The following is a 20,063-nucleotide window of genomic DNA, read 5'->3' on the forward strand; positions in this document are numbered from 1 at the left end:
AAAATAAGAAAGTGAGGTATTTTATGTCAGCATTTATACAATTTAAAGATGTGAAAAAAACTTATAAAGTAGGAGATGTTGAGATTCATGCCAGTAATGGTGTCAATTTTGAAGTTAATAAAGGTGAATTTGTGGTTATTGTTGGACCGAGTGGAGCAGGTAAAACAACGATCTTAAATCTACTAGGAGGAATGGACCAACCTACAAGTGGTTCGATTATGGTTGATGGTCAAGATGTTGCGCGTTATGATGAAGCAAAACTTACGCAATATCGAAGAGATGATATTGGTTTTGTGTTTCAATTTTATAATCTTGTGCAAAACTTAACAGCTTTAGAAAATGTTGAACTTGCTTCACAAATATCTAAAGATCCTTTAGATGAAAAAATGGTTTTAAAAAGGGTAGAACTAGAAAATCGTATGAATAACTTTCCTGCGCAATTATCAGGTGGAGAACAACAACGTGTAGCAATTGCTAGAGCGATTGCGAAAAATCCTAAATTGCTTTTATGTGATGAACCAACGGGAGCTTTAGATTATTTAACAGGGAAAGCTATTTTAGCTTTGCTTAGAGAAATGTGTGATAAGTATAAAATGACAGTTATTGTGATTACTCATAATAGTGCTTTAGCCCCAATGGCAGATCGTGTGATTCATTTAAAAAATGGAAAGGTTGATCAAATGTTTTTAAATGAACATCCTCAACCTATTCAAGAAATTGAGTGGTAATAATGAAAAGAAATGCTTATGTTAAAAATCAAATAAGAATTATTAAAAAAACAAAAGCACGATTTTTATCTATTTTTTGTATTGTTTTTTTAGGGGCTTCATTTTTTGCAGGACTTCGACAAAGTCCTTTGATTATGAAAGAATCAATGCACGATTATTTACAAACATATAAATGGAATGATTTGAACTATATTGCAACATATGGTTTTGATGAATCTATTATTCAAAAAGTTGAAAAAGTAAAAGGAGTAGAAGCTGTTGATTATGGTTTTCGCTTTGATGCTTTAATGTCATATGATGAAAAAGCAAATATCGGGATGACAGTTTATAGTGATGATGATTTTTCAAAGGGGGTAGACCTACCTGAATTATTAAAGGGAAGATACCCTCAAAAAGATAATGAATGTTTGATGGATTATCAGTATATAAAAAAATCATCTTTGAAATTAAATAATCAAATTACTTTAGAAAATGATTATGGTAAAAAAGAATATAAAATTGTAGGAATCATTAATGATAGTCGTTATGTAAGTGATTTAGAAAGAGGTACAAACAGTTTAGGTGATGGGAATAATAGTGGGTTTATTCTTGTTTTAAATCAAGGAAATGAACATATGGCTGTTCCTGATGAATTGTTTGATTTACATGATCAAAAGACTTTTTATAATGATTTGCGTATTCATTTAAAAAATGAAAATCATTTATATGAATTTGATGATGATTATGATGAGTATGTAAAACCAATCAATAAAAAAATCAAAGCAATTTTAAAAGATTATAATCTTGTTTTTTACAATCAAACAAAAGAAGATGCTTTGAATAAAATAGCTGATGGTGAAAAAGAGTATCAAGATGGTCTAAAACAATATCAAGAGGGAATGGATGCTTATCAAAATGGTATGAATCAATATCTTGATGGTAAAAAACAATATGATCAAGGATATCTTCAATATCAACAAGGCTTAAAAGAATACCAAAGTGGTTTAAAACAATATCAAGCTGGTTTAAGTCAATATCAAACAGGGTATCAAAAATACCAAGAAGGACTTAAACAATACCAAGCAGGTTACCAGACTTATTTAGATTATGTAGAAAAAGTTGATCAATATGATACATCTATCCAAACTGTTGAAGCTGCGTTAAGTCAATTTGGTGGTTATGAACAAGCTAAAAATATTCCAAGTGATTCACCTTATTATCAACAAGCACAAACTTTGATTGCAAGCTATGATCAATTAAAACAAAATGAATCACAAATAAATACTTTAAAAACACAATTACCTGTTATTAAACAAGAACTTGATCAAAATAAAACGGTTTTAGATCAAACAAATGCTCAACTTGTACAAAGTAAACAACAATTAGATACCTCAAATCAAAAAATAAAGGCTTCTAAAGCTCTTTTAGATCAAACAGGAATCAAACTTGCTGATTCTAAAAAACAATTAGACGAAGCTAAAAATACTTTAGATAGTAACTTACCACAATTAGAAGAAGCTAAAGTAAAATTAGATCAAGCACAAAGTGATTTAAATGAAGCTAAACAACAAGCAGCTGATTTACAAAAAGGAAAGATCATTACCTTAACTAAAAATGAAAGCGCAGCAATCTTAAGTTATAGTGGTAACTGTGATTCAATCTCAGCTTTATCAATTCTGTTCCCAGTGCTCTTTTTCTTAGTAGCAGCTCTTGTTTCAATGACAACAATGACAAGAATGGTTGAAGAACTAAGAGTACAAAATGGAACATTAAGAGCGTTGGGCTATAAGAAAAAAGATGTGATTATGCAATATTTGATCTATGCTTTTCTAGCAACATTCTTTGCTAGTAGTATTGGAATTGTTTTTGGAACATATTTCTTTCCAAGTATTATTTACTATTTATATCGTATTATGATGTTTGATATAGGAGCACCAACACGTATTATTTTTGAACTAGCAACATGTATACAAACATATATTATTTCAGTCGTGATTATTTTATTTGTCACTTTTATGGTTTGTTATAAAGAATTACAAGCTGTTCCAGCGCAAATTTTAAGACCGAAAGCGCCTAAGCTAGGGAAAAGGATATTACTTGAAAGAATTACTTTTATTTGGAAGAGATTATCATTTAATCAAAAGGTAACAATGAGAAATATCTTTAGATATAAAAAGAGATTCTTTATGTCTGTTATTGGAATAGCAGGTTGTACAGCACTGATCGTTGTTGGTTTTGGAATCAAGTATTCCGTTTCTCCACTAGCAAGCGAACAATATGGCAATATGTGGATTTATGATGGTGTTGTAAATTATAAAGATGATTTAACAGCAACGACAAAAAAACAAGCACAAGATGATTTTAAAGGGCAATCTCAAGTGAAATCAACAATGGGTATTTACAATAAAACGATCACGATTGATCAACAAATGGTAACAGTTGAAATTCCAAGTGAAACAAAAGATTTTGATCAATATATTCATATGAGTGATTATCAAACAAGCAAGACTTTAAATCTTAAAGATGATGGTGTTTACATCAATGCAAAACTTGCTGAAATATTAGATTTAAAAGTTGGTGATCAACTTACATTATCATTAGATAATAAAGATTATAAAGTAAAAATTGCAGGTATTTATAAGCTTTATTTTAGACATTATATTTATATGTCTCCAAAATACTATGAAAACTTAACCAAAGATGAAGTTCATTATAATAGCCAATATTTTAAATTAAATAAAAAAGCAAGTGAAAAGAAACTTACAAATTATTGTGATCATCATGAAAATATTACTTCTATTCAATATGTCAGTGGTATTTCAGAAGGATTCTATAGTCAAATGGAAAGTTTAGATAGTGTTGTCTTTATTTTAATTGTTTGTGCAGGTGCACTTGCGTTTATTGTTTTATATAATCTAACAAATATTAATATTCAAGAAAGAAAAAGTGAAATTGCAACGATTAAGGTTTTAGGTTTCTATCCAAAAGAAGTCTATGATTATGTCTTTAGAGAAAACATTATTCTAGCCTTTATTGGTTCGATTGTTGGACTTGGTCTTGGTAAGATTATTCATGCTTATTTGATTAGAACGGTTGAAGTAGATATGGCGATGTTTATTAGAACAGTTAATATCAGATGCTATATGATTGCTATTATTTTAACAATGGCATTTACATTCTTGATTAATCTTTATATGCGAAGAGTTCTTAAAAAAATAGACATGGTTGAGTCTTTGAAAAGCATAGAGTAATCATAAATATTATTTAGGATTACGTAAAATTAAGGATTTTTTCAAAAAAAATTAAAAAAAACTGAATCTTCTAAATCCATTGCTATGGTTGACATTCAAGGGATTTACTACTTGTATAGACAGGACAAAGGGTGGATTTTTAGTTGATTTTACGTTATAATACGTTTGTATTTGTTGAAAGGAGGAGACGAATGGAGAGAAATATTAAGGAAAGAGTTAGTCAATATGTAGATGAAAACAAAGTCAAAGAGAAGTTAACTCAGTTTTTCCAAGAAAAAATTGTCAATAGAAAAGCGATGTTTATACCTATTACAGGTGTTGCAACATTTATGTTAGTAGGATACGCTGCTGCTGATACAAAAGCACCAGAAATCACATCTGATCAAATTGAGGTTCCTTATGGAGAAAAATTTGATGTTGATACTGTAGATGTAACTGACAATCGTGATAGCAAAGATGACATTCAAGTAAGTGCTGATCTGGCATCATTAAATGTTGAACAATTAGGGGATTATAAGGTTACTGTAACAGCTACTGATTCATTTAATAATGAAACAACAAAAGAAGTTACAGTAAAAGTAGTGGATCAAGAAGGTCCAAAATTTGAAACTTTAGGTTCAAATGAAGGTTATGTAGTTGAAGTTCCTGTTAATGGAAGTAGTGATTTATCAAGTTATGTAAAAGCATCTGATAATGTAGATGGTGATGTAACACCATTTATTGAAGCAGATAAAACTTTAGATACTTCTAAATTAGGGACACAAACAATTACATTAAAAGCCACAGATGTTTCAGGAAATGAAACAGAAAAAACAATTGATTTTGCTGTGACTGATGATGATGCACCAGTAGTTACATTGAAAAATGGTGCAGATGTTACATTAAATTATGGGTCAGATTTTAACTTATCTGATTATGTAGATGTTACAGATAACTTTGATGGTGTCATTCAACCTCAAGTAGAAGGAAGCATTGATAACCATAAAGAAGATGGTGTACAAACTTTAACAATTAAAGCAACTGATTCATCTGGTAATGAATCTTCTGCTCAATTGAATGTTGCTGTAAAAGATACAGAAGCACCAAAAATTTCTTTATCAAAATCAGAAGTTTCTGTAAACGTAGGAGCAAGTTTAGATTTATCTAACTACTTATCAAGTGCAACTGATAATAAAGATGGAGATGTAAAAGGAAAAGTATCAATTCCTTCTGTAAGTACTTCGAAAGCTGGTTCTTATACAGCTACTTATACAGTAAGTGATGCTGCTGGAAATCAAGGTAGTGCGTCATTAACTGTAAAAGTTAATGCGGTACGTACTTCTTCTAAGAAAGGTTCTGCAGCTACTGGTACTACTTCTAGACCAAATTATTACGGAACATCAGTTGTAGGTGCTGCCTATTCAAGACTTGGGTGCCCTTACGTATGGGGTGCTGAAGGACCAAATACATTTGACTGCTCTGGTCTAGTAAAATGGTGTTATGCTAAAGCTGGTAAATCTTTACCACATTCATCAAGTGCGATGAAATCATCTGGTACTGTAATCAGTATTTCGAGTGCACAACCTGGGGATATCTTATGGAGACCAGGACATGTAGCAATTTATATTGGTGGTAACCAATACATTCATGCTCCACAAACTGGAGATGTTGTAAAAGTTTCATCTGGTGTAAGTAGCTTTACATGTGCAATTAGACCTTAATATTAAAAAGTCGTGGAAAAATCACGGCTTTTTTTGTACTTTAAAAGAATATATTTTTAATAATGAATGAAATTAATTATTGATTGTTTGGGTATAATAAAATTGAAAAAAGATTGATAAATTCTACAAATTTGCATTTTTAAATAAAATGTGTTATAATAATAAACGGTTAAAAAATTCAAAAGGAGAACATTATGAAAACAGACATACAGACCAAGCTCAAAACATTGTTTGATGAGAAAATTAAAAACAGAAAAGCAATGTTTATTCCAATCGCTGGGGTAGCTGCATTTATGTTAGTAGGTTATGCTGGTGTGGATCATGAAAATCCTGAGATTGTATCAAGTCATATTCAAATTCCTTACGGTGAAAAGTTTGATACGGATGCAGTTGATGTTGTTGATAATCATGATAGTAGAAGTGAGCTGTTAGTAGAAGCTGATGATGATTCCTTAGATGTTAAACAATTAGGAACATATCAAGTTGAAGTGCGTGCAACAGATCAGTTTAATAATACTGATGTTAAAACAATTCAAGTAGATGTTGTTGACGAAGAAGCACCAAAATTAAAAACGTTAGGTGCAAATGATGGATATTATATTGAAGTACCAGTTTATGGTAGTCAAGATTTATCTTCATATATTAAAGCAGTGGATAATGTAGATGGAGATGTGACACCATTTATCGAAAGTGATAAACAATTAGATACTTCAAAACAAGGAACACAAACAATTAATGTTTCAGTAAGTGATAATAGTGGTAATACAACTGAAGAAGCGTTTAAGTTCTTTATTGCTGATATGCAAGCTCCAGAAATTACTTTAAAATCAGGAAGTGATATTACAGTAGATTATGGTAGTGAATTTAAATGGCAAGACTATGTATCAATTAGTGATAACTTAGATACAAATATTCGACCTAAAGTAGAAGGAACAATTGATACTAAACAATTAAATCAACAAAAAGAAATGACAATTATTGTTACTGATGGCGCTGGTAATTCATCAAAAGTAACATTGAATGCTACTGTTAAAGATATTACTGGACCAAATATCGTTTTATCAACAAATAAAGTATCTGTTGATAAAGGAAGCAATGTTGATTTAAAATCATATATTACATCTGCCGTAGATAACTTAGATGGTGATATGAAAGATAAGATTTCATTCAATACAATTGATACTTCTACAACAGGAGTAAAGACAGTCACATATACAGGTGTGGATTCAGCAGGTAATAAATCAGAAGTACAATTACAAGTGGAAGTAACATTCTCTGGAGAAAGAATTGTTAATACAGGTCTTTCTAAAAAAGGATGTCCATATGTATGGGGATCAACAGGCCCTAATTCATTCGATTGTTCAGGATTTACACAATGGGTATATAGACAAAATGGTATTTATATTCCAAGAACTTCATCAGAACAAAAAGCTGCTGCTAAAAAAGTAGTAAGTTTATCTGAACTTGAAGTTGGAGATATTTTATGGCGTTCAGGACATGTAGGAATTTATATTGGAAATGGACAATATGTTCATGCACCACATACAGGAGATGTTGTTAAAGTTTCTTCTGGTGTAGGTAAATTTACATGTGGACTTAGATATCAATAAAGGTTTCGATTTGAAACCTTTTTTTTTGCCTTTAAAAACGATATAATATACCTAAAGAGGGTGATTTTTTTGTATATTGCAACAAGTAGTCAATTAAAAAGATATGATCAAGCATTGTTGGATTATGGCTATTCAATTGAGCAATTAGTAGATAAAGCCAGTGATTGTTTATTGAAACATTTTGATAAGTATCAACATATTATGATTGTTTGTGGGCCAGGGAATAATGGTGCTGATGGGATTTCATTAGGAATTAAATTACACCAAGAAGGTAAAGAGGTATTACTTTGCTTAACGGGAAAAGAAGAAAAACTCAGCCAAGCAAATAGATATTATCTTGATCAAGCACAATCTTTATCGATAGAGTGTTTATTTGTAAGTGAAGAAACACTTGAAGAATTTCAAAAAAGTGTTCCACATTTTGATGTGGTAGTTGATGCATTATTTGGCTTTGGACTTAATAGTGATTTAAGAGGAATTGTTAAATATGTTGTTGATCTTATAAATAATATAGAGGTAGATGTTATTGCGATAGATATTCCTACAGGTTTAAATCCTGATACAGGAAAACCTTATAATAGCTGTATTTGTGCGTATCAAACAATAACGTTAACAGCTTATAAGCTTGCTTTTTTAAATCCAGAGAGTGAAATGTATACAGGGAAAGTCATTTTAGAATTATTAGACGCTAAATCTTTTCATGAAGAAATGCTATTTTCACAACCAGTTGATTTTAAATGGGCCAAATATCATATAAAAGAACGTTTCTATGATGGACACAAAGGAACTTATGGAAGAATTATGCATGTAACAGGGTGCTATCATTATCGAGGAGCTGCACTTTTAGCAGCTAAAGCAGCTGTTTATACAGGAAGTGGATTAGTTACGGTTTGGTCTAATGAAAAAGTAATTGATGCATTAAGTTTGTTTTGTCCTGAGGCGACATCGTGTCAAAGACAGTATTTTGATGAACATTTATTACAAGGAAAAGAGGCAATTCTTATAGGAAGTGGACTAGGTTTAAATGATGATAGTGAACGCTTTGTCTGTGAACTTTTAAGTCATACACAAGTTCCAGTTGTGATTGATGGTGATGCCTTGACCATTCTTGCAAAACATCCAGAATTATTAGAAAATCATCATTCCTCTTGGATTTTAACACCACATCATGGAGAATTTAAAAGATTTGTGAATTTTAACCAAACAAGTGAACTAGTGGATCAAGCGAATGCATTTGCAAAAAAATATCATGTTACCTTAGTTTTAAAAGGTCCACATACTCTTATTAGTGATGGAAATGAAACATATCGTATTATGTCAGGAAATAAAGGAATGTCATCTGCAGGTATGGGGGATACACTTGCTGGAATTATTAGTAGCTTTTTAGGACAAGGTTATTTGCCAAAAGATGCGGCTATTTTAGGAACGTATTTACATGGTTTATGTGGTGATGAAGTCTATAAAGAAAATTATACGGTTGTTGCTTCAAAAGTAATTGACCAAATTCCTCAAATGATGAAAAAAATGAAAAAAGATTGATTACGAAACGTGTTCGTTTCGTAATTTTTTTTACCTTTTTTAAAAAAAATAAAAAGAAAAACATCCAAAAATTGTCTATATAATAATAGGAGGAAAAATTATATGGACAAAGTACTAGAAATCACATCAAACGATCATATTATTATGATTAATAAACTCTGTAAAAGAATATTAGGACATCCTGAAATCTTAGGAAGAATCATTAAAGGATTTATTAAAGAAGCTGAGGATGTATTTTTAGAAGAAATCATTGATGATGATATACTTAAATAAAGATCATAATATCAAAGATAAGTATGAAGATAGTGATTGGATAAAGACACCGTTAGTCATCTTTTTAAATAATACATACGATCTTTTAGTAAAAAAAGAAGTTATGAAAGAATATGGATTTGAAGAAATAGAGAAGGAAGTTAAAAAGATATGTAATTTAGGAGAAATGATAGCCAGAGAAAATATAGAAAAAGGACATTCTATGGGGCTTGAACAAGGACAAAAGTTGGAAAGAATTACATTAATTAAAAATATGACGGAAAGTTTACAATGTTCCATGCAAAGAGCTATGGATGTTTTAAAATTGACAGCTGATGAAAGAAAAGATGTTGAAGAATATTTTAAATCTTAAAATCATAGGCGATATGAATTTCATATCGCCTATTTTCTTTTAATGATTGTTACATTTCTTTGACCATCATGATTGACACGATGTGAAAAGAATAAATCATTATTTTCATTTGTACAATAAGAAGAAACTTGAATATTTTCTTCTAAAACCCCTAAATTTAATAATTGTTGTTTATTTAATCCTTTATTGTCTAATAAATAATGAGTTTCATCTGTTTTTTGATAAAAAGGTGAAGTATCAAAGTTCATTTTCTTAACTTGATTAATCACATCATCTTGCACTTCTAAGTGCTTTTTAGAAAGACAAGGACCTATTAAACAATACATTTCTTTTGGATTACAATTTTCTTTTTCAATAAGATAACGAATTGTATGATCAACAATTTGTCTAACTGTACCAAGCCATCCTGAATGAATAGCACAAACGATTTTTTGATCTTTGCAATAAACTAAAATTGGTGTGCAATCAGCATGAAATGACAGTAAGAATAAATCTTTATCTTTCGTATAAGTTGCATCTACTTCATAGAGGTCATCTGTTTGTTTTAACATATTGGTACCACCATCTTTCATTAAAAAGACTTGTTTTAAATTGGTAGAATGTGTTTGTCTAGGGGCTACCATATGTTCTAAATCTGTATTTAGTAATGAAGCAAGTTCTTGTCTATTTTCTAATACTTTTAAATAATTTGGATTATTTAAAGAAATATCCCCTAATTTCCTAGTTGTTGTATATGCTTCTACATCTTCATGTAAATTCCATTTTATTAATTTCATTTGTTTCTCCTTTACAAAAGTCCAATTCTTTTTAATACATGACCATACCTTATATTAGGAGGTGTTATTATGAGTTGTAATTGTCAACAAAATACATGCTGTCAAGGACAATATGGAAACTTTGATAATAACGGTTATGCAAATTATTTTAATTCAAATATAGGAAATGGTTTTACTCCACAACCAATTATCGCTCCTAAGAAAGTATGTACAACATTTCAAAATCAATATGTAGAACAACCTATTATTTGTCCAATTGAATGTCGTCGCGTTAATAACATTGTTTATGTTCCACGTTATTACCCTCGCTATGAACAAACATGTTATACACAAACAAATCGTTACTAAAAATAGATGCTTAGCATCTATTTTTTTGTAAGTTCTTGTAAAAACTCATCATCTGGATCAATATAGATTGTTTTATAATTATCCAAAATTACTTTTCCTGGTTTACTACCTGCAGGTTTTTTGAGTGTTTTGACGAGTGTATAGTTTACCGGAACACTACTTGAATTTTTTCCTTTTGAATAGTATGCAGCAATTTTAGCAGCTAAACGAATCGTATATTCATCTAAATCTTGTGCTTTAACAATGACATGGCTTCCCGGCATATCTTTTGCATGGAACCACATATCATAACGATGCGCATATTTAAATGTTAAATAATCGTTTTGTAAGTTATTTTTACCAATATCGATTTCAATTCCATCTTTTGTAAGATATTGTTGAAATTGAGGACGTTTTTTCTTACGAATTGTATTTTTTTGTTTTTTCTTTTTTAAATATCCTTCGTTTTCTAATTCTTCTTTGATTTCTAAAGCATCATAATATGTTGCTTGTGACATAGCGGTTATTAAAGAATCGAAATATTCAATTTCTTTTTCAGTTAAATCAATTTGTTCTAAAAGAACATTGATTGAATTTTTAGCTTTTTGATATTTTTGATAATATTTTTGAGCATTGGCTTTTGGATCTAATTTAGGATCTAAAGTAATATCTAATTTTGTATTATCATAATAATTGTCAACTTCAACATGAGTCATTCCTTTTTGTATTAAATGTAAAGAAGCATATAATAAATCCCCTTTAATACGATAATCATCACTATTATGTGAATCATCTAAGGTTGCTTTTAATTTCTTTAATTTTGAAGTATTTTTTTGATATTCATTTTGTATAAATTTTAAAAGATTACTTGTTTGTTGTTTAATTCTTTCTTTTTGATCTATTTCATTAAAGTGAGTATCTAAACCATCAAATAAAGAATATTTTGAAGTTTCTCCTTGTAAATGTGTCAGTTCAATAACATGAAAATATTCTTTATCATTCACTTTAGTAATATAGAGATTTTGAGAATTTTCTATTTCTTTCATAATCTCTTTAAAAGATTCATCTTGATCAATACGATATAAGATTTCTTTAGATAAAATAGGAGACATTCCTTGATAGATTTTAGTAAGTTGGTTATCTTCTACAAATTCGCTTCTAAAAGGATCAAGTTTTTTTATCATTGGTGGTAATTGATAAAGGGCTCCGGGTTGTAAAAATCTTTCACTATTCATACTTGGTGAAATATGTTTAATACAATCAATGATTTTATCGTTTTGACCTACTAAGATAATATTTGAATGTTTACCCATCACTTCTACATAAAGAATATATTCAATATAATCACCTAATTCATTATGACAGCTAAAAGTGATTTTAAAAATACGATCCAAATCGATTTGTTCAATATCTTTAATATAACCACCTTCTAAAAGCTTACGATAAAGCATAGTAAGCGGATTAGGAGATTCTGGTGTTGGATAAGATAAAGATGTTAATTGAACACGTGCATACATTGGATGACTTGAAATCAATAACTGATAATTCTTCTTATTTGCACGAACTTGAAATAAAAGTTCATATTTTGATATTTGATAAATTTTATTGATACGACCGCCTTTTATTGTTTCTATCAATAAATTTTTTACTTGATGCATCATAATGCCATCATATGCCATAGTTATCACCCCAAAATACTATAACATATTTGAAATTTAATTGACATTATCTCTTTGTTATTGTAGAGTTATTTTTATAAAAAAAGGGGTGTGGAAAAATTGAAAAGAGGAATGTTAATCATTCTTAGTGGGCCTAGTGGTGTTGGAAAAGGAACAGTGAGAGAAGAATTGTTCAAAGATGATAGTTTAAATTTAAGTTATTCTATTTCAATGACAACAAGAAAACCTAGACCTACAGAAACAGATGGTGTGGATTATTTTTTTGTTGATGAAAAAAGCTTTGTTGATAAGATTGCTCAAGGTGGCTTATTAGAATGGGCAAGATTTGTAGGTAATTATTATGGTACCCCTAAGGATAATGTAGATCGATTATTAGATGAGGGTAAAAATGTCGTTTTAGAAATCGAAGTTCAAGGAGCATTGCAAGTCATGAAAAAATGTCCTGATGCATTGACTATTTTCTTGGTACCACCTTCATTAGAAGAATTAGAAAGACGTATTCGTGGTAGACGTACTGAAAGCGAAGATATCGTAAAAGAACGTTTGGATAAAGCACGTAAAGAAATTCAAACAAAAGATGAATATAAATATGTTGTAGAAAATGACGATGTTCATCTAGCAAAAGATAAAATAGCAAAAATTATTAAAGAACATCAAAAGTAACTGTTGGTTTTTATAACTGACAGTTTTTTTGATAAAGCTACAATAGATGTGGTAAAATACAAACAAAAGAGAGGTGGAAATATGTATATTGTTAAAGTTCTTGTGGAACATGCAATCTATAAATTAGATACGACCTATGACTATTTATCTAAATATCAAGTTTTGGCAGGTTGTCGAGTCCATATCCGTTTTGGTTATCAACAACTTGTAGGTTATGTCGTTGAATGTCAAGAAACACTTTTTACTCAAAAACAATTAGAAGAAAAAAATGGTTTTAAATATTCTTTTATCCAAGATGTCATTGATCAAAAACCATTACTTAATCAAGAATTACAAGAACTTGCAAATTATCTTTCAAAACAAACGCTTTCTACAAGAATCAGTTGTTTACAATGTATGCTACCACCTCAATTAAAACCAAGTACCAATCATAGTGTTGGCATTAAATATCAAAAAGTTGTTTCCTTTGTAAAAGATATTCCCCTTAAAACAACAAAACAACAAGAAGCTTTAAATTATATAAAAGAACACGATTTATTACCCATAAAGGATTATCCTTTTTCAACAGCTCTTTTAAATAATATAGAAAAACAAGGAGCAATTATTTATAAACAAGTAGAAGTTTATCGAAATCCTTACAATGAACATCTACAACAAGAAGATTATCCCTTGACTACTAGCCAACAAAAAGTTGTTAATCAAATATTAGCATCTTTTCATCAATTTAAAACCTTTTTACTTTATGGAGTCACAGGTTCAGGAAAAACAGAAGTTTATTTACACCTTTCTAGATTTGTGATTGAACAAGGAAAAACTGTCTTGATGCTTGTCCCTGAAATTGCTTTGACTCCAATGATGGTCTCTGCTTTTAAAAGCCGTTTTGGAAAAAGTGTCGCTATCTTACATTCAAAATTATCAGCGGGAGAAAGATATGATGAATATCGTCGAATCATTGATGATGAAGTAAAAATCGTCGTTGGAGCAAGAAGTGCTGTTTTTGCACCACTGGAAAATATAGGTTTGATTATTATGGATGAAGAACATGATGCCAGTTACAAACAAGAAAGTCCACCACGTTATTTAACATCTCAAGTAGCGAGAAAAAGGGGTGCTTATCATCAATGTCCAGTTGTTTTAGGTAGTGCCACACCTTCTCTTGAAAGCTATAGTCGTGCTTTAAAGGGTGCCTATGAATTATGTATACTTTCTCAAAGGGTCAATCAAAAACCTTTACCACAAATTGAATTGATTGATATGGTCGAAGAAATGAAAGCACATCATTATGAAGTATTATCAAGGAAGATGAAAGCTAAAATACAAGAAACAATCGATAAAAATGAACAAGTGATTTTATTGCTTAATAAAAGAGGTTATTCAAGTTATGTTCGTTGTTTAGATTGCGATGAAGTATTAAAATGTCCTCATTGTGATGTATCTTTAACTTATCACAAAGATACTCATACAATGCGTTGTCATTATTGTGACTTTCAAGTACCTTACCAGCAAAAATGTAGTCATTGTGGAAGTACTAATATTAAACTGATTGGTAGTGGTACCCAAAAGATAGAAGAATATTTACAAAATAATTTTATAAATTCAAGAGTGATTCGTTATGATGTTGATTCTACAAGAAAGAAGCAAGGACATCATCAATTGCTTAAACAATTTGAAAATCAAGAAGCAAATATTTTAATTGGGACACAAATGATTGCTAAGGGATTAGATTTTGAAAATGTGACTTTTGTAGGAGTTATTAATGCAGATCTTTCTTTAAATATTCCTGATTTTAGAGCAAATGAAAGAACATTTCAATTATTAGAACAAGTTTCTGGTAGAAGTGGTCGAGGGAAGAAACAAGGAACAGTGATGATTCAAACGTATAACCCTGATCATTTTGTTTTACAATGTGTTAAAAATCATGATTATCAAAGTTTTTATCAAAAAGAAATGGAAATGAGAAAACTTGCGAAATATCCACCTTATTGTTATTTAATAAGTATTTTAGTGCAAGGTAAAAAAGAAGATGATGTGACTTTTTGTAGTCAACAAATAAAGGAATATTTAGTAAAACAATTACCGAAGGCAATTGTTTTAGGACCTGCTAATTGTACGATTTATAAGATGAATGATATTTATCGAAAGAGAATGACACTTAAAATAACGAATACAACACATGTTTATGAGGTATTGCATGCAATGAGTGATTATTATAATAAAAAAGGAAGAAAGGTAAATGTGATATGTGATTTTAATCCATACACAACGATATAGTTATGGCAAGAGAAAATGCATTTATGATTTTAAATCAATATTTTGAAGATGAGAGTTTTTTAAATATTGCTTTAAATGAACAATTAAAGAAAAGTAATTTAAAAAGAGAAGATAAAGATTTATGTACAACCATTGTTTATGGAACAATTCAAAATCTTTTATATATTCAATATCAACTTCAACCTTATATTAAAGGAAAAAGAGTAAAGAAAAAAATAAGGGCACTTCTTTATATGTCTTTATATCAATTGATATATTTAGATAAAATACCTGAATATGCCATTATTAATGAAGCGGTTAAAATAGCTAAAAAAGAAGGTTATCAAACAAGTCAATTTGTAAATGCGGTATTGAGGAATTTTACAAGAAACGAAAGAAGATCATTAGAGGAATTAGATGAATTAGAAAAAATCTCGATTATGACATCACATCCTTTATGGATGGTCAAAATGTTTAATAAACAATATGGCTTAGAAAAAACAAAAATGATTTGTGAAGAAGATAACATGCCTCCTACAAGAAGTGGGAGAGTCAATACATTAAAAACAACAAAAGAAGAGTTATTAAAAGAAAGCTGTTTTGAAGAAGGAACATTGTCTCAAGATGCTCTTTTATATAAAAGAGGAAATCTAGCCTATACTTCTTATTACAAAGAAGGTAAAGTAACGATTCAAGATGAATCAAGTCAATTAGTAGCAAGACTTTTAGATCCTCAAAAAACAGATTACGTTTTAGATATGTGTAGTGCTCCAGGAAGTAAAACAACACATCTTGCAGCATTAATGGAAAATCAAGGAAAAATAGAAGCCTATGATTTATATAAGCACAAAGTAAAATTAATAGAACATAATTTAAAACGTTTAGGTGTTAAAAACGTACATGTTCAAGCAGGTGATTCTACAAAGCTCATAGAACACTATCCTCCTGAAACGTTTGATCGTATTTTATTAGATACACCTTGTTCAGGATTTGGGGTTTTAAAACGTAAACCAGAAATTAAATATCATGATTCGAGTGTGATGGATGGTTTAATCCCATTACAAGCACTTTTATTAGAAAATGCGTATAATTTATTGAAAAATGATGGTACAATGGTTTATAGTACATGTACAATCAATAAAAAGGAAAATGGAATGATGATTGAACATTTTATTCAAAAACATCCTGATATGAAAGTTATTGAACAACGTACAATTTTAAATTATGAATATCACACAGATGGATTTTATATGTGTAAAATGAAAAAGGGATAGAAGATGGAACATTTATATAATTATTCTTTAGAAGAATTAACTGAATATTTTAAATCAATCAATGAAAAACCTTTTAGAGCAAAGCAGGTTTTTCAATGGTTATATCAAAAAAATGCTTTTGATTTTCAAGAAATGTCTAATATATCAAAAGATTTAAGAGAAAAATTGGAAAAACAATGCATCATTGATACCTTTGAAATACAAGAAAAACAAGTATCAAGTGATGGAACTATCAAATACTTATTTAAAATGATTGATGGTAACTTAATAGAAGCCGTTTTAATGAGACATGATTATGGTCAATCATTATGTGTAACAAGCCAAGTAGGATGCAATATGCAATGTGCATTCTGTGCTAGTGGACTTTTAAAAAAACAACGTAACTTAACAGCTGGTGAAATGGTGAATCAAGTCATGGCAGTCACTAAAGATACAGGTATTCGTGTTTCACATGTTGTTGTCATGGGAACAGGTGAACCTTTTGATAACTATGATGAAGTGATGAAATTCGTTAGAATTATTAATCATCCTCATGGTTTAGCTATTGGAGCAAGACATATTACGATTTCTACATGTGGACTTGTCAATATGATTGAAAGATATAGCAATGAAGGGATTCAAACAAACCTTGCTATTTCTTTACATGCCCCTAATGATGAAATTAGAGACCAATTAATGCCTGTAAATAAAGCGTTTAATATGGATGCTTTAAGAAAAAGTGTTGCAGATTATATCGAAAAAACGAATCGTAGAGTGACATTTGAATATATTTTATTAGATGATGTCAACGATTCACTTGCACATGCCAGACAGCTTGCTCATTATATGAGAGGATTGAATGCGTATGTGAATTTAATTCCTTATAATAGTGTTGATGAACATGGTTTTAAACCAAGTAGTCATGTAGAGGAATTTAAAGACGAACTATTAAGATTACATATTAACTGTACGGTTAGAAAAGAACATGGTAGAGATATAGATGGAGCATGTGGTCAGCTAAGAGCAAAACGTAGTGGGGTGATATAATGGAATATTATGCATTGACTGATATTGGAAAAATCAGAGAAAAAAATCAGGACCAGGCAGCAACAGCAATTAATTTGAAAGATCAGGTTTTAGGTGTTGTTTGTGATGGTATGGGAGGACATAAGGCAGGAGAAATTGCATCTCATGTTGTAGAAGAACATGTACTTACATGTTTTAAAGCCAATCCACCTTTTTTGGATGATGAAGAAGTGACAAATTGGTTAATGGATACTGTTTTAGAAGCTCACCAAATTGTAAAAAGAATGGCTAATATGCAAGAAGATACGAAAGGAATGGGAACAACTGTAGCGATTGCGGTGGTTGATGGTGATGATGCTTTCTTTTGTCATGTAGGTGATAGTCGTATTTATGTTTATGATGATCAAGAAATTATTCAAATGACAAGAGATCATACATTAGTGAATGAACTTATTCAACGAGGTGCGATTACTGAAGAAGAAGGAAAGAATCATCGTCAAAAGAATGTTTTAATGCAAGCTATTGGTGTTGAAATGAATATTGTACCAGATATTCAAAAGTATAAATTAAATGGGAAGAATATTTTGATTTGTAGTGATGGGTTATTTAATTCTTTAGAAGATGAGGAAATTTTAAATATTGTTAAAAAAAATATGAATGTTAAAGATAAAGTTCATCTATTGATTGAACAAGCAAATGAACATGGTGGACATGATAATATTGCTGCTGTGTTAATAGAAGGAGGACGTTAAAAAATGAATAAAATCATTGCTGAACGTTATGAATTGATTGATATTATTGGTCAAGGAGGAATGGCAGATGTTTATCTAGCAAATGATACGATTTTAAATCGTACAATTGCTATCAAGATATTACGTACATCTTTAGCGAAAGATCCAATTTATATTGCAAGATTTCAAAGAGAAGCTTCAGCAGCAGCTGCGCTTTCACATAAAAATATTGTTGAAATTTATGATGTTGGTGAAGATAATGATCAATACTATATTGTCATGGAATATGTACCTGGTAGAACACTGAAAGAATTAATTGCTAAAAGAGGAGCTTTACATGTAATGGAAGCTATTGACATTATGAAACAAGTACTTTCAGGAACAGCAAGAGCACATCAAATGGGAATTATTCATCGTGATTTAAAACCACAAAATATTTTAGTAACGGATACAGGAACAGCTAAGATTGCTGATTTTGGAATTGCTTCTATTCAATCACTTACACAGTTTACACAAACAGATGTGATTATGGGTTCTCTTCATTATTTAGCACCAGAATTAGCACGAGGAGAAAAAGCGACAGTTCAAAGTGATATTTATGCTTTAGGAATTGTTTTTTATGAATTATTAAGAGGACAAGTACCATTTAATGGTGAATCTCCAGTGAATATTGCTTTAAAACATATGCAAGAAGATTTACCATCACTTAGAGAATTTAATCCATCTATTCCTCAATCAGTAGAAAATATTATTATTAAAGCAACTGCTAAAAACTTAAATGATCGTTATAAAAGTGCTACGGAAATGTTAGAAGATTTACAAACATGTTTATCTAGAACAGATGAAGAAAAACTTGTTTTTGATCATAGTGATGAAGTGAATGATCCTACGATTGTTGTAAATCCACGACAAATCTTTGATGAAGAAGAACCAGAAGAAGTTGAAGAAAGAGCTGTTGAAAAGAAGAATAATAATGGTAAAGGAAAACAAATTTTAGAAAAATTAAAAAATCCTAAAGTTCTTGCAGGAGTCGTTGCAGGTGTTGTTTTGATTATTGGAATTATTTGTTATTTCTTACTTTTTGGTGGAAATAAACAACCAAATGTAATGCCAGATTTAGTTGGATTGAAACAAAGTGAAGCAGAAAAAATATTAAAAGATTATGATGTTACAATTAATAAGACAGTTTTTAAAGAATTATCTGATGATTATAAAAAAGGTTTAATTACAAAAACTGATCCAGAAAAAGGTTCTTCTATTAAAGAAGGAGATGTTATCACAATTACTGTTTCAAAAGGTAAATATATTGTTTTAGATGATTATACGGGATTAAGTTATGATGAAGCTAAAAAGAAATTAAATAAGATTGGCTTTAAAGTTGATATAAAACGTGAAGTTTCTGATAAAAAGGCGGGAACAGTTTTAGAACAAAGTTTAGAAAAAGGTTATAAACAAGATCCTACAGATAAAGATCGTACAATTACACTTACGATTTCTAAAGGATCCTATGTGATTTTAGATGATTATACAGGTATGAGCTATGATGATGCCTATAATAAATTGAGTGGTTTAGGATTCAATGTTACAAAACGTGAACAAACTTCTGATCAACCGGCAGGTACCGTTATTGATCAAAATTTAGCGAAAGGCTATAAAGTAGATCCAACAGATACAAATAGAAATATTACTTTAACGGTTTCTACAGGATATAGTCAAACAGTTCCTTCTGTTGTTGGTTTAACACCTGATAGTGCGAAGTCGAATCTTGAAAACTTGGGATTTACCGTTTCTATGGAAGGAACACAATTCCCAGAATCTGGTGGAGATGAACGTTATATTGGTGCAGTTTATAAACAAAGTATAGTTGCAGGAACAAAAGTAGATAAAAAAGGAACAACAATTACAATCTATTATTATGAAGACTAA

The 20,063-nt window shown here is 30.0% G+C and carries 16 protein-coding genes; 14 read left to right on the forward strand and 2 right to left on the reverse strand.

The window, feature by feature from the left end; genetic code table 11:
* Window positions 1-23: 23 nt before the first annotated feature.
* From C7U54_RS09420 to C7U54_RS09445, 7 genes are all read left to right on the forward strand, one after another.
* Entirely contained in the window at window positions 24-728 is a 705-nt protein-coding gene (locus C7U54_RS09420; protein WP_022000750.1) for an ABC transporter ATP-binding protein, read from the forward strand.
* 2 nt (window positions 729-730) lie between these two features.
* Window positions 731-3,958: an ABC transporter permease gene (locus tag C7U54_RS09425; protein WP_107030120.1), complete on the forward strand. Its 3,228-nt coding sequence runs from the start codon at window positions 731-733 to the stop codon at window positions 3,956-3,958.
* Window positions 3,959-4,149: 191 nt separating this feature from the next.
* Window positions 4,150-5,658, forward strand: a complete 1,509-nt coding sequence (locus tag C7U54_RS09430; RefSeq protein ID WP_241522601.1) for a C40 family peptidase — start codon at window positions 4,150-4,152, stop codon at window positions 5,656-5,658.
* Between the two features lie 194 nt (window positions 5,659-5,852).
* Window positions 5,853-7,268 (forward strand): C40 family peptidase, encoded by a 1,416-nt coding sequence (locus C7U54_RS09435; protein ID WP_107030121.1) that lies wholly within the window; start codon window positions 5,853-5,855, stop codon window positions 7,266-7,268.
* Between the two features lie 60 nt (window positions 7,269-7,328).
* Entirely contained in the window at window positions 7,329-8,807 is a 1,479-nt protein-coding gene (locus C7U54_RS09440) for an NAD(P)H-hydrate dehydratase (RefSeq protein ID WP_241522602.1), read from the forward strand.
* A 102-nt stretch (window positions 8,808-8,909) separates the two neighbouring features.
* Window positions 8,910-9,080: a hypothetical protein gene (locus C7U54_RS14610; protein ID WP_155522454.1), complete on the forward strand. Its 171-nt coding sequence runs from the start codon at window positions 8,910-8,912 to the stop codon at window positions 9,078-9,080.
* On the forward strand, window positions 9,061-9,432 hold the full coding sequence (locus C7U54_RS09445) for a hypothetical protein (protein WP_107030123.1): 372 nt from the start codon (window positions 9,061-9,063) through the stop codon (window positions 9,430-9,432). Before C7U54_RS14610 ends, C7U54_RS09445 begins: the two co-directional genes overlap by 20 nt.
* A gap of 29 nt (window positions 9,433-9,461) precedes the next feature.
* Here the strand turns inward: C7U54_RS09445 and pgeF are convergent, their stop codons facing one another.
* Window positions 9,462-10,208 carry a peptidoglycan editing factor PgeF gene (gene pgeF, locus C7U54_RS09450; RefSeq protein ID WP_032089887.1) on the reverse strand — a complete coding sequence of 249 codons (747 nt, stop codon included), beginning with the start codon at window positions 10,206-10,208 and terminating at the stop codon, window positions 9,462-9,464.
* Between the two features lie 69 nt (window positions 10,209-10,277).
* On the opposite strand from pgeF, the gene C7U54_RS09455 reads away from it, so the two are divergent.
* Complete coding sequence (locus C7U54_RS09455) at window positions 10,278-10,556, forward strand: hypothetical protein (RefSeq protein ID WP_022001654.1); 279 nt, start codon at window positions 10,278-10,280, stop codon at window positions 10,554-10,556.
* Between the two features lie 17 nt (window positions 10,557-10,573).
* Here the strand turns inward: C7U54_RS09455 and C7U54_RS09460 are convergent, their stop codons facing one another.
* Window positions 10,574-12,214 carry an Rqc2 family fibronectin-binding protein gene (locus C7U54_RS09460; protein WP_107030124.1) on the reverse strand — a complete coding sequence of 547 codons (1,641 nt, stop codon included), beginning with the start codon at window positions 12,212-12,214 and terminating at the stop codon, window positions 10,574-10,576.
* Between the two features lie 99 nt (window positions 12,215-12,313).
* Here C7U54_RS09460 and gmk point away from each other — a divergent pair, with 99 nt between their 5' ends.
* The 6 genes from gmk (at window position 12,314) to pknB (ending at window position 20,063) form a co-directional block, all read left to right on the forward strand.
* The gene (gene gmk, locus C7U54_RS09465; RefSeq protein WP_107030125.1) at window positions 12,314-12,877 is read left to right on the forward strand and encodes a guanylate kinase; all 564 of its coding nucleotides are present in this window, start codon (window positions 12,314-12,316) and stop codon (window positions 12,875-12,877) included.
* 81 nt (window positions 12,878-12,958) lie between these two features.
* Window positions 12,959-15,148 (forward strand): replication restart helicase PriA, encoded by a 2,190-nt coding sequence (priA, locus tag C7U54_RS09470; protein ID WP_022001657.1) that lies wholly within the window; start codon window positions 12,959-12,961, stop codon window positions 15,146-15,148.
* 2 nt (window positions 15,149-15,150) lie between these two features.
* The gene (gene rsmB / locus C7U54_RS09475) at window positions 15,151-16,401 is read left to right on the forward strand and encodes a 16S rRNA (cytosine(967)-C(5))-methyltransferase RsmB (protein WP_107030126.1); all 1,251 of its coding nucleotides are present in this window, start codon (window positions 15,151-15,153) and stop codon (window positions 16,399-16,401) included.
* A 3-nt stretch (window positions 16,402-16,404) separates the two neighbouring features.
* Window positions 16,405-17,427, forward strand: a complete 1,023-nt coding sequence (rlmN, locus tag C7U54_RS09480; RefSeq protein ID WP_107030127.1) for a 23S rRNA (adenine(2503)-C(2))-methyltransferase RlmN — start codon at window positions 16,405-16,407, stop codon at window positions 17,425-17,427.
* Window positions 17,427-18,158 carry a Stp1/IreP family PP2C-type Ser/Thr phosphatase gene (locus C7U54_RS09485; protein WP_107030128.1) on the forward strand — a complete coding sequence of 244 codons (732 nt, stop codon included), beginning with the start codon at window positions 17,427-17,429 and terminating at the stop codon, window positions 18,156-18,158. Before rlmN ends, C7U54_RS09485 begins: the two co-directional genes overlap by 1 nt.
* 3 nt (window positions 18,159-18,161) lie before the next feature.
* Window positions 18,162-20,063, forward strand: coding sequence for a Stk1 family PASTA domain-containing Ser/Thr kinase (gene pknB, locus C7U54_RS09490; protein ID WP_107030129.1), 1,902 nt, complete (start codon window positions 18,162-18,164; stop codon window positions 20,061-20,063).

Source organism: Faecalibacillus intestinalis (assembly GCF_003024685.1).
GTDB classification, from domain to species: domain Bacteria; phylum Bacillota_I; class Bacilli_A; order Erysipelotrichales; family Coprobacillaceae; genus Faecalibacillus; species Faecalibacillus intestinalis.

Bases quoted from the DNA above. Each gene is read 5' to 3' on its own strand.
- C7U54_RS09460 (WP_107030124.1), bottom strand. From the start codon at position 12,214: ATGGCATATGATGGCATTATGATGCATCAAGTAAAAAATTTATTGATA.
- rsmB (WP_107030126.1), top strand. From the start codon at position 15,151: ATGGCAAGAGAAAATGCATTTATGATTTTAAATCAATATTTTGAAGAT.
- C7U54_RS09420 (WP_022000750.1), top strand. From the start codon at position 24: ATGTCAGCATTTATACAATTTAAAGATGTGAAAAAAACTTATAAAGTA.
- C7U54_RS09435 (WP_107030121.1), top strand. From the start codon at position 5,853: ATGAAAACAGACATACAGACCAAGCTCAAAACATTGTTTGATGAGAAA.
- C7U54_RS09455 (WP_022001654.1), top strand. From the start codon at position 10,278: ATGAGTTGTAATTGTCAACAAAATACATGCTGTCAAGGACAATATGGA.
- C7U54_RS09425 (WP_107030120.1), top strand. From the start codon at position 731: ATGAAAAGAAATGCTTATGTTAAAAATCAAATAAGAATTATTAAAAAA.
- priA (WP_022001657.1), top strand. From the start codon at position 12,959: ATGTATATTGTTAAAGTTCTTGTGGAACATGCAATCTATAAATTAGAT.
- pknB (WP_107030129.1), top strand. From the start codon at position 18,162: ATGAATAAAATCATTGCTGAACGTTATGAATTGATTGATATTATTGGT.
- C7U54_RS09485 (WP_107030128.1), top strand. From the start codon at position 17,427: ATGGAATATTATGCATTGACTGATATTGGAAAAATCAGAGAAAAAAAT.
- C7U54_RS14610 (WP_155522454.1), top strand. From the start codon at position 8,910: ATGGACAAAGTACTAGAAATCACATCAAACGATCATATTATTATGATT.
- rlmN (WP_107030127.1), top strand. From the start codon at position 16,405: ATGGAACATTTATATAATTATTCTTTAGAAGAATTAACTGAATATTTT.
- C7U54_RS09445 (WP_107030123.1), top strand. From the start codon at position 9,061: ATGATGATATACTTAAATAAAGATCATAATATCAAAGATAAGTATGAA.
- C7U54_RS09430 (WP_241522601.1), top strand. From the start codon at position 4,150: ATGGAGAGAAATATTAAGGAAAGAGTTAGTCAATATGTAGATGAAAAC.
- pgeF (WP_032089887.1), bottom strand. From the start codon at position 10,208: ATGAAATTAATAAAATGGAATTTACATGAAGATGTAGAAGCATATACA.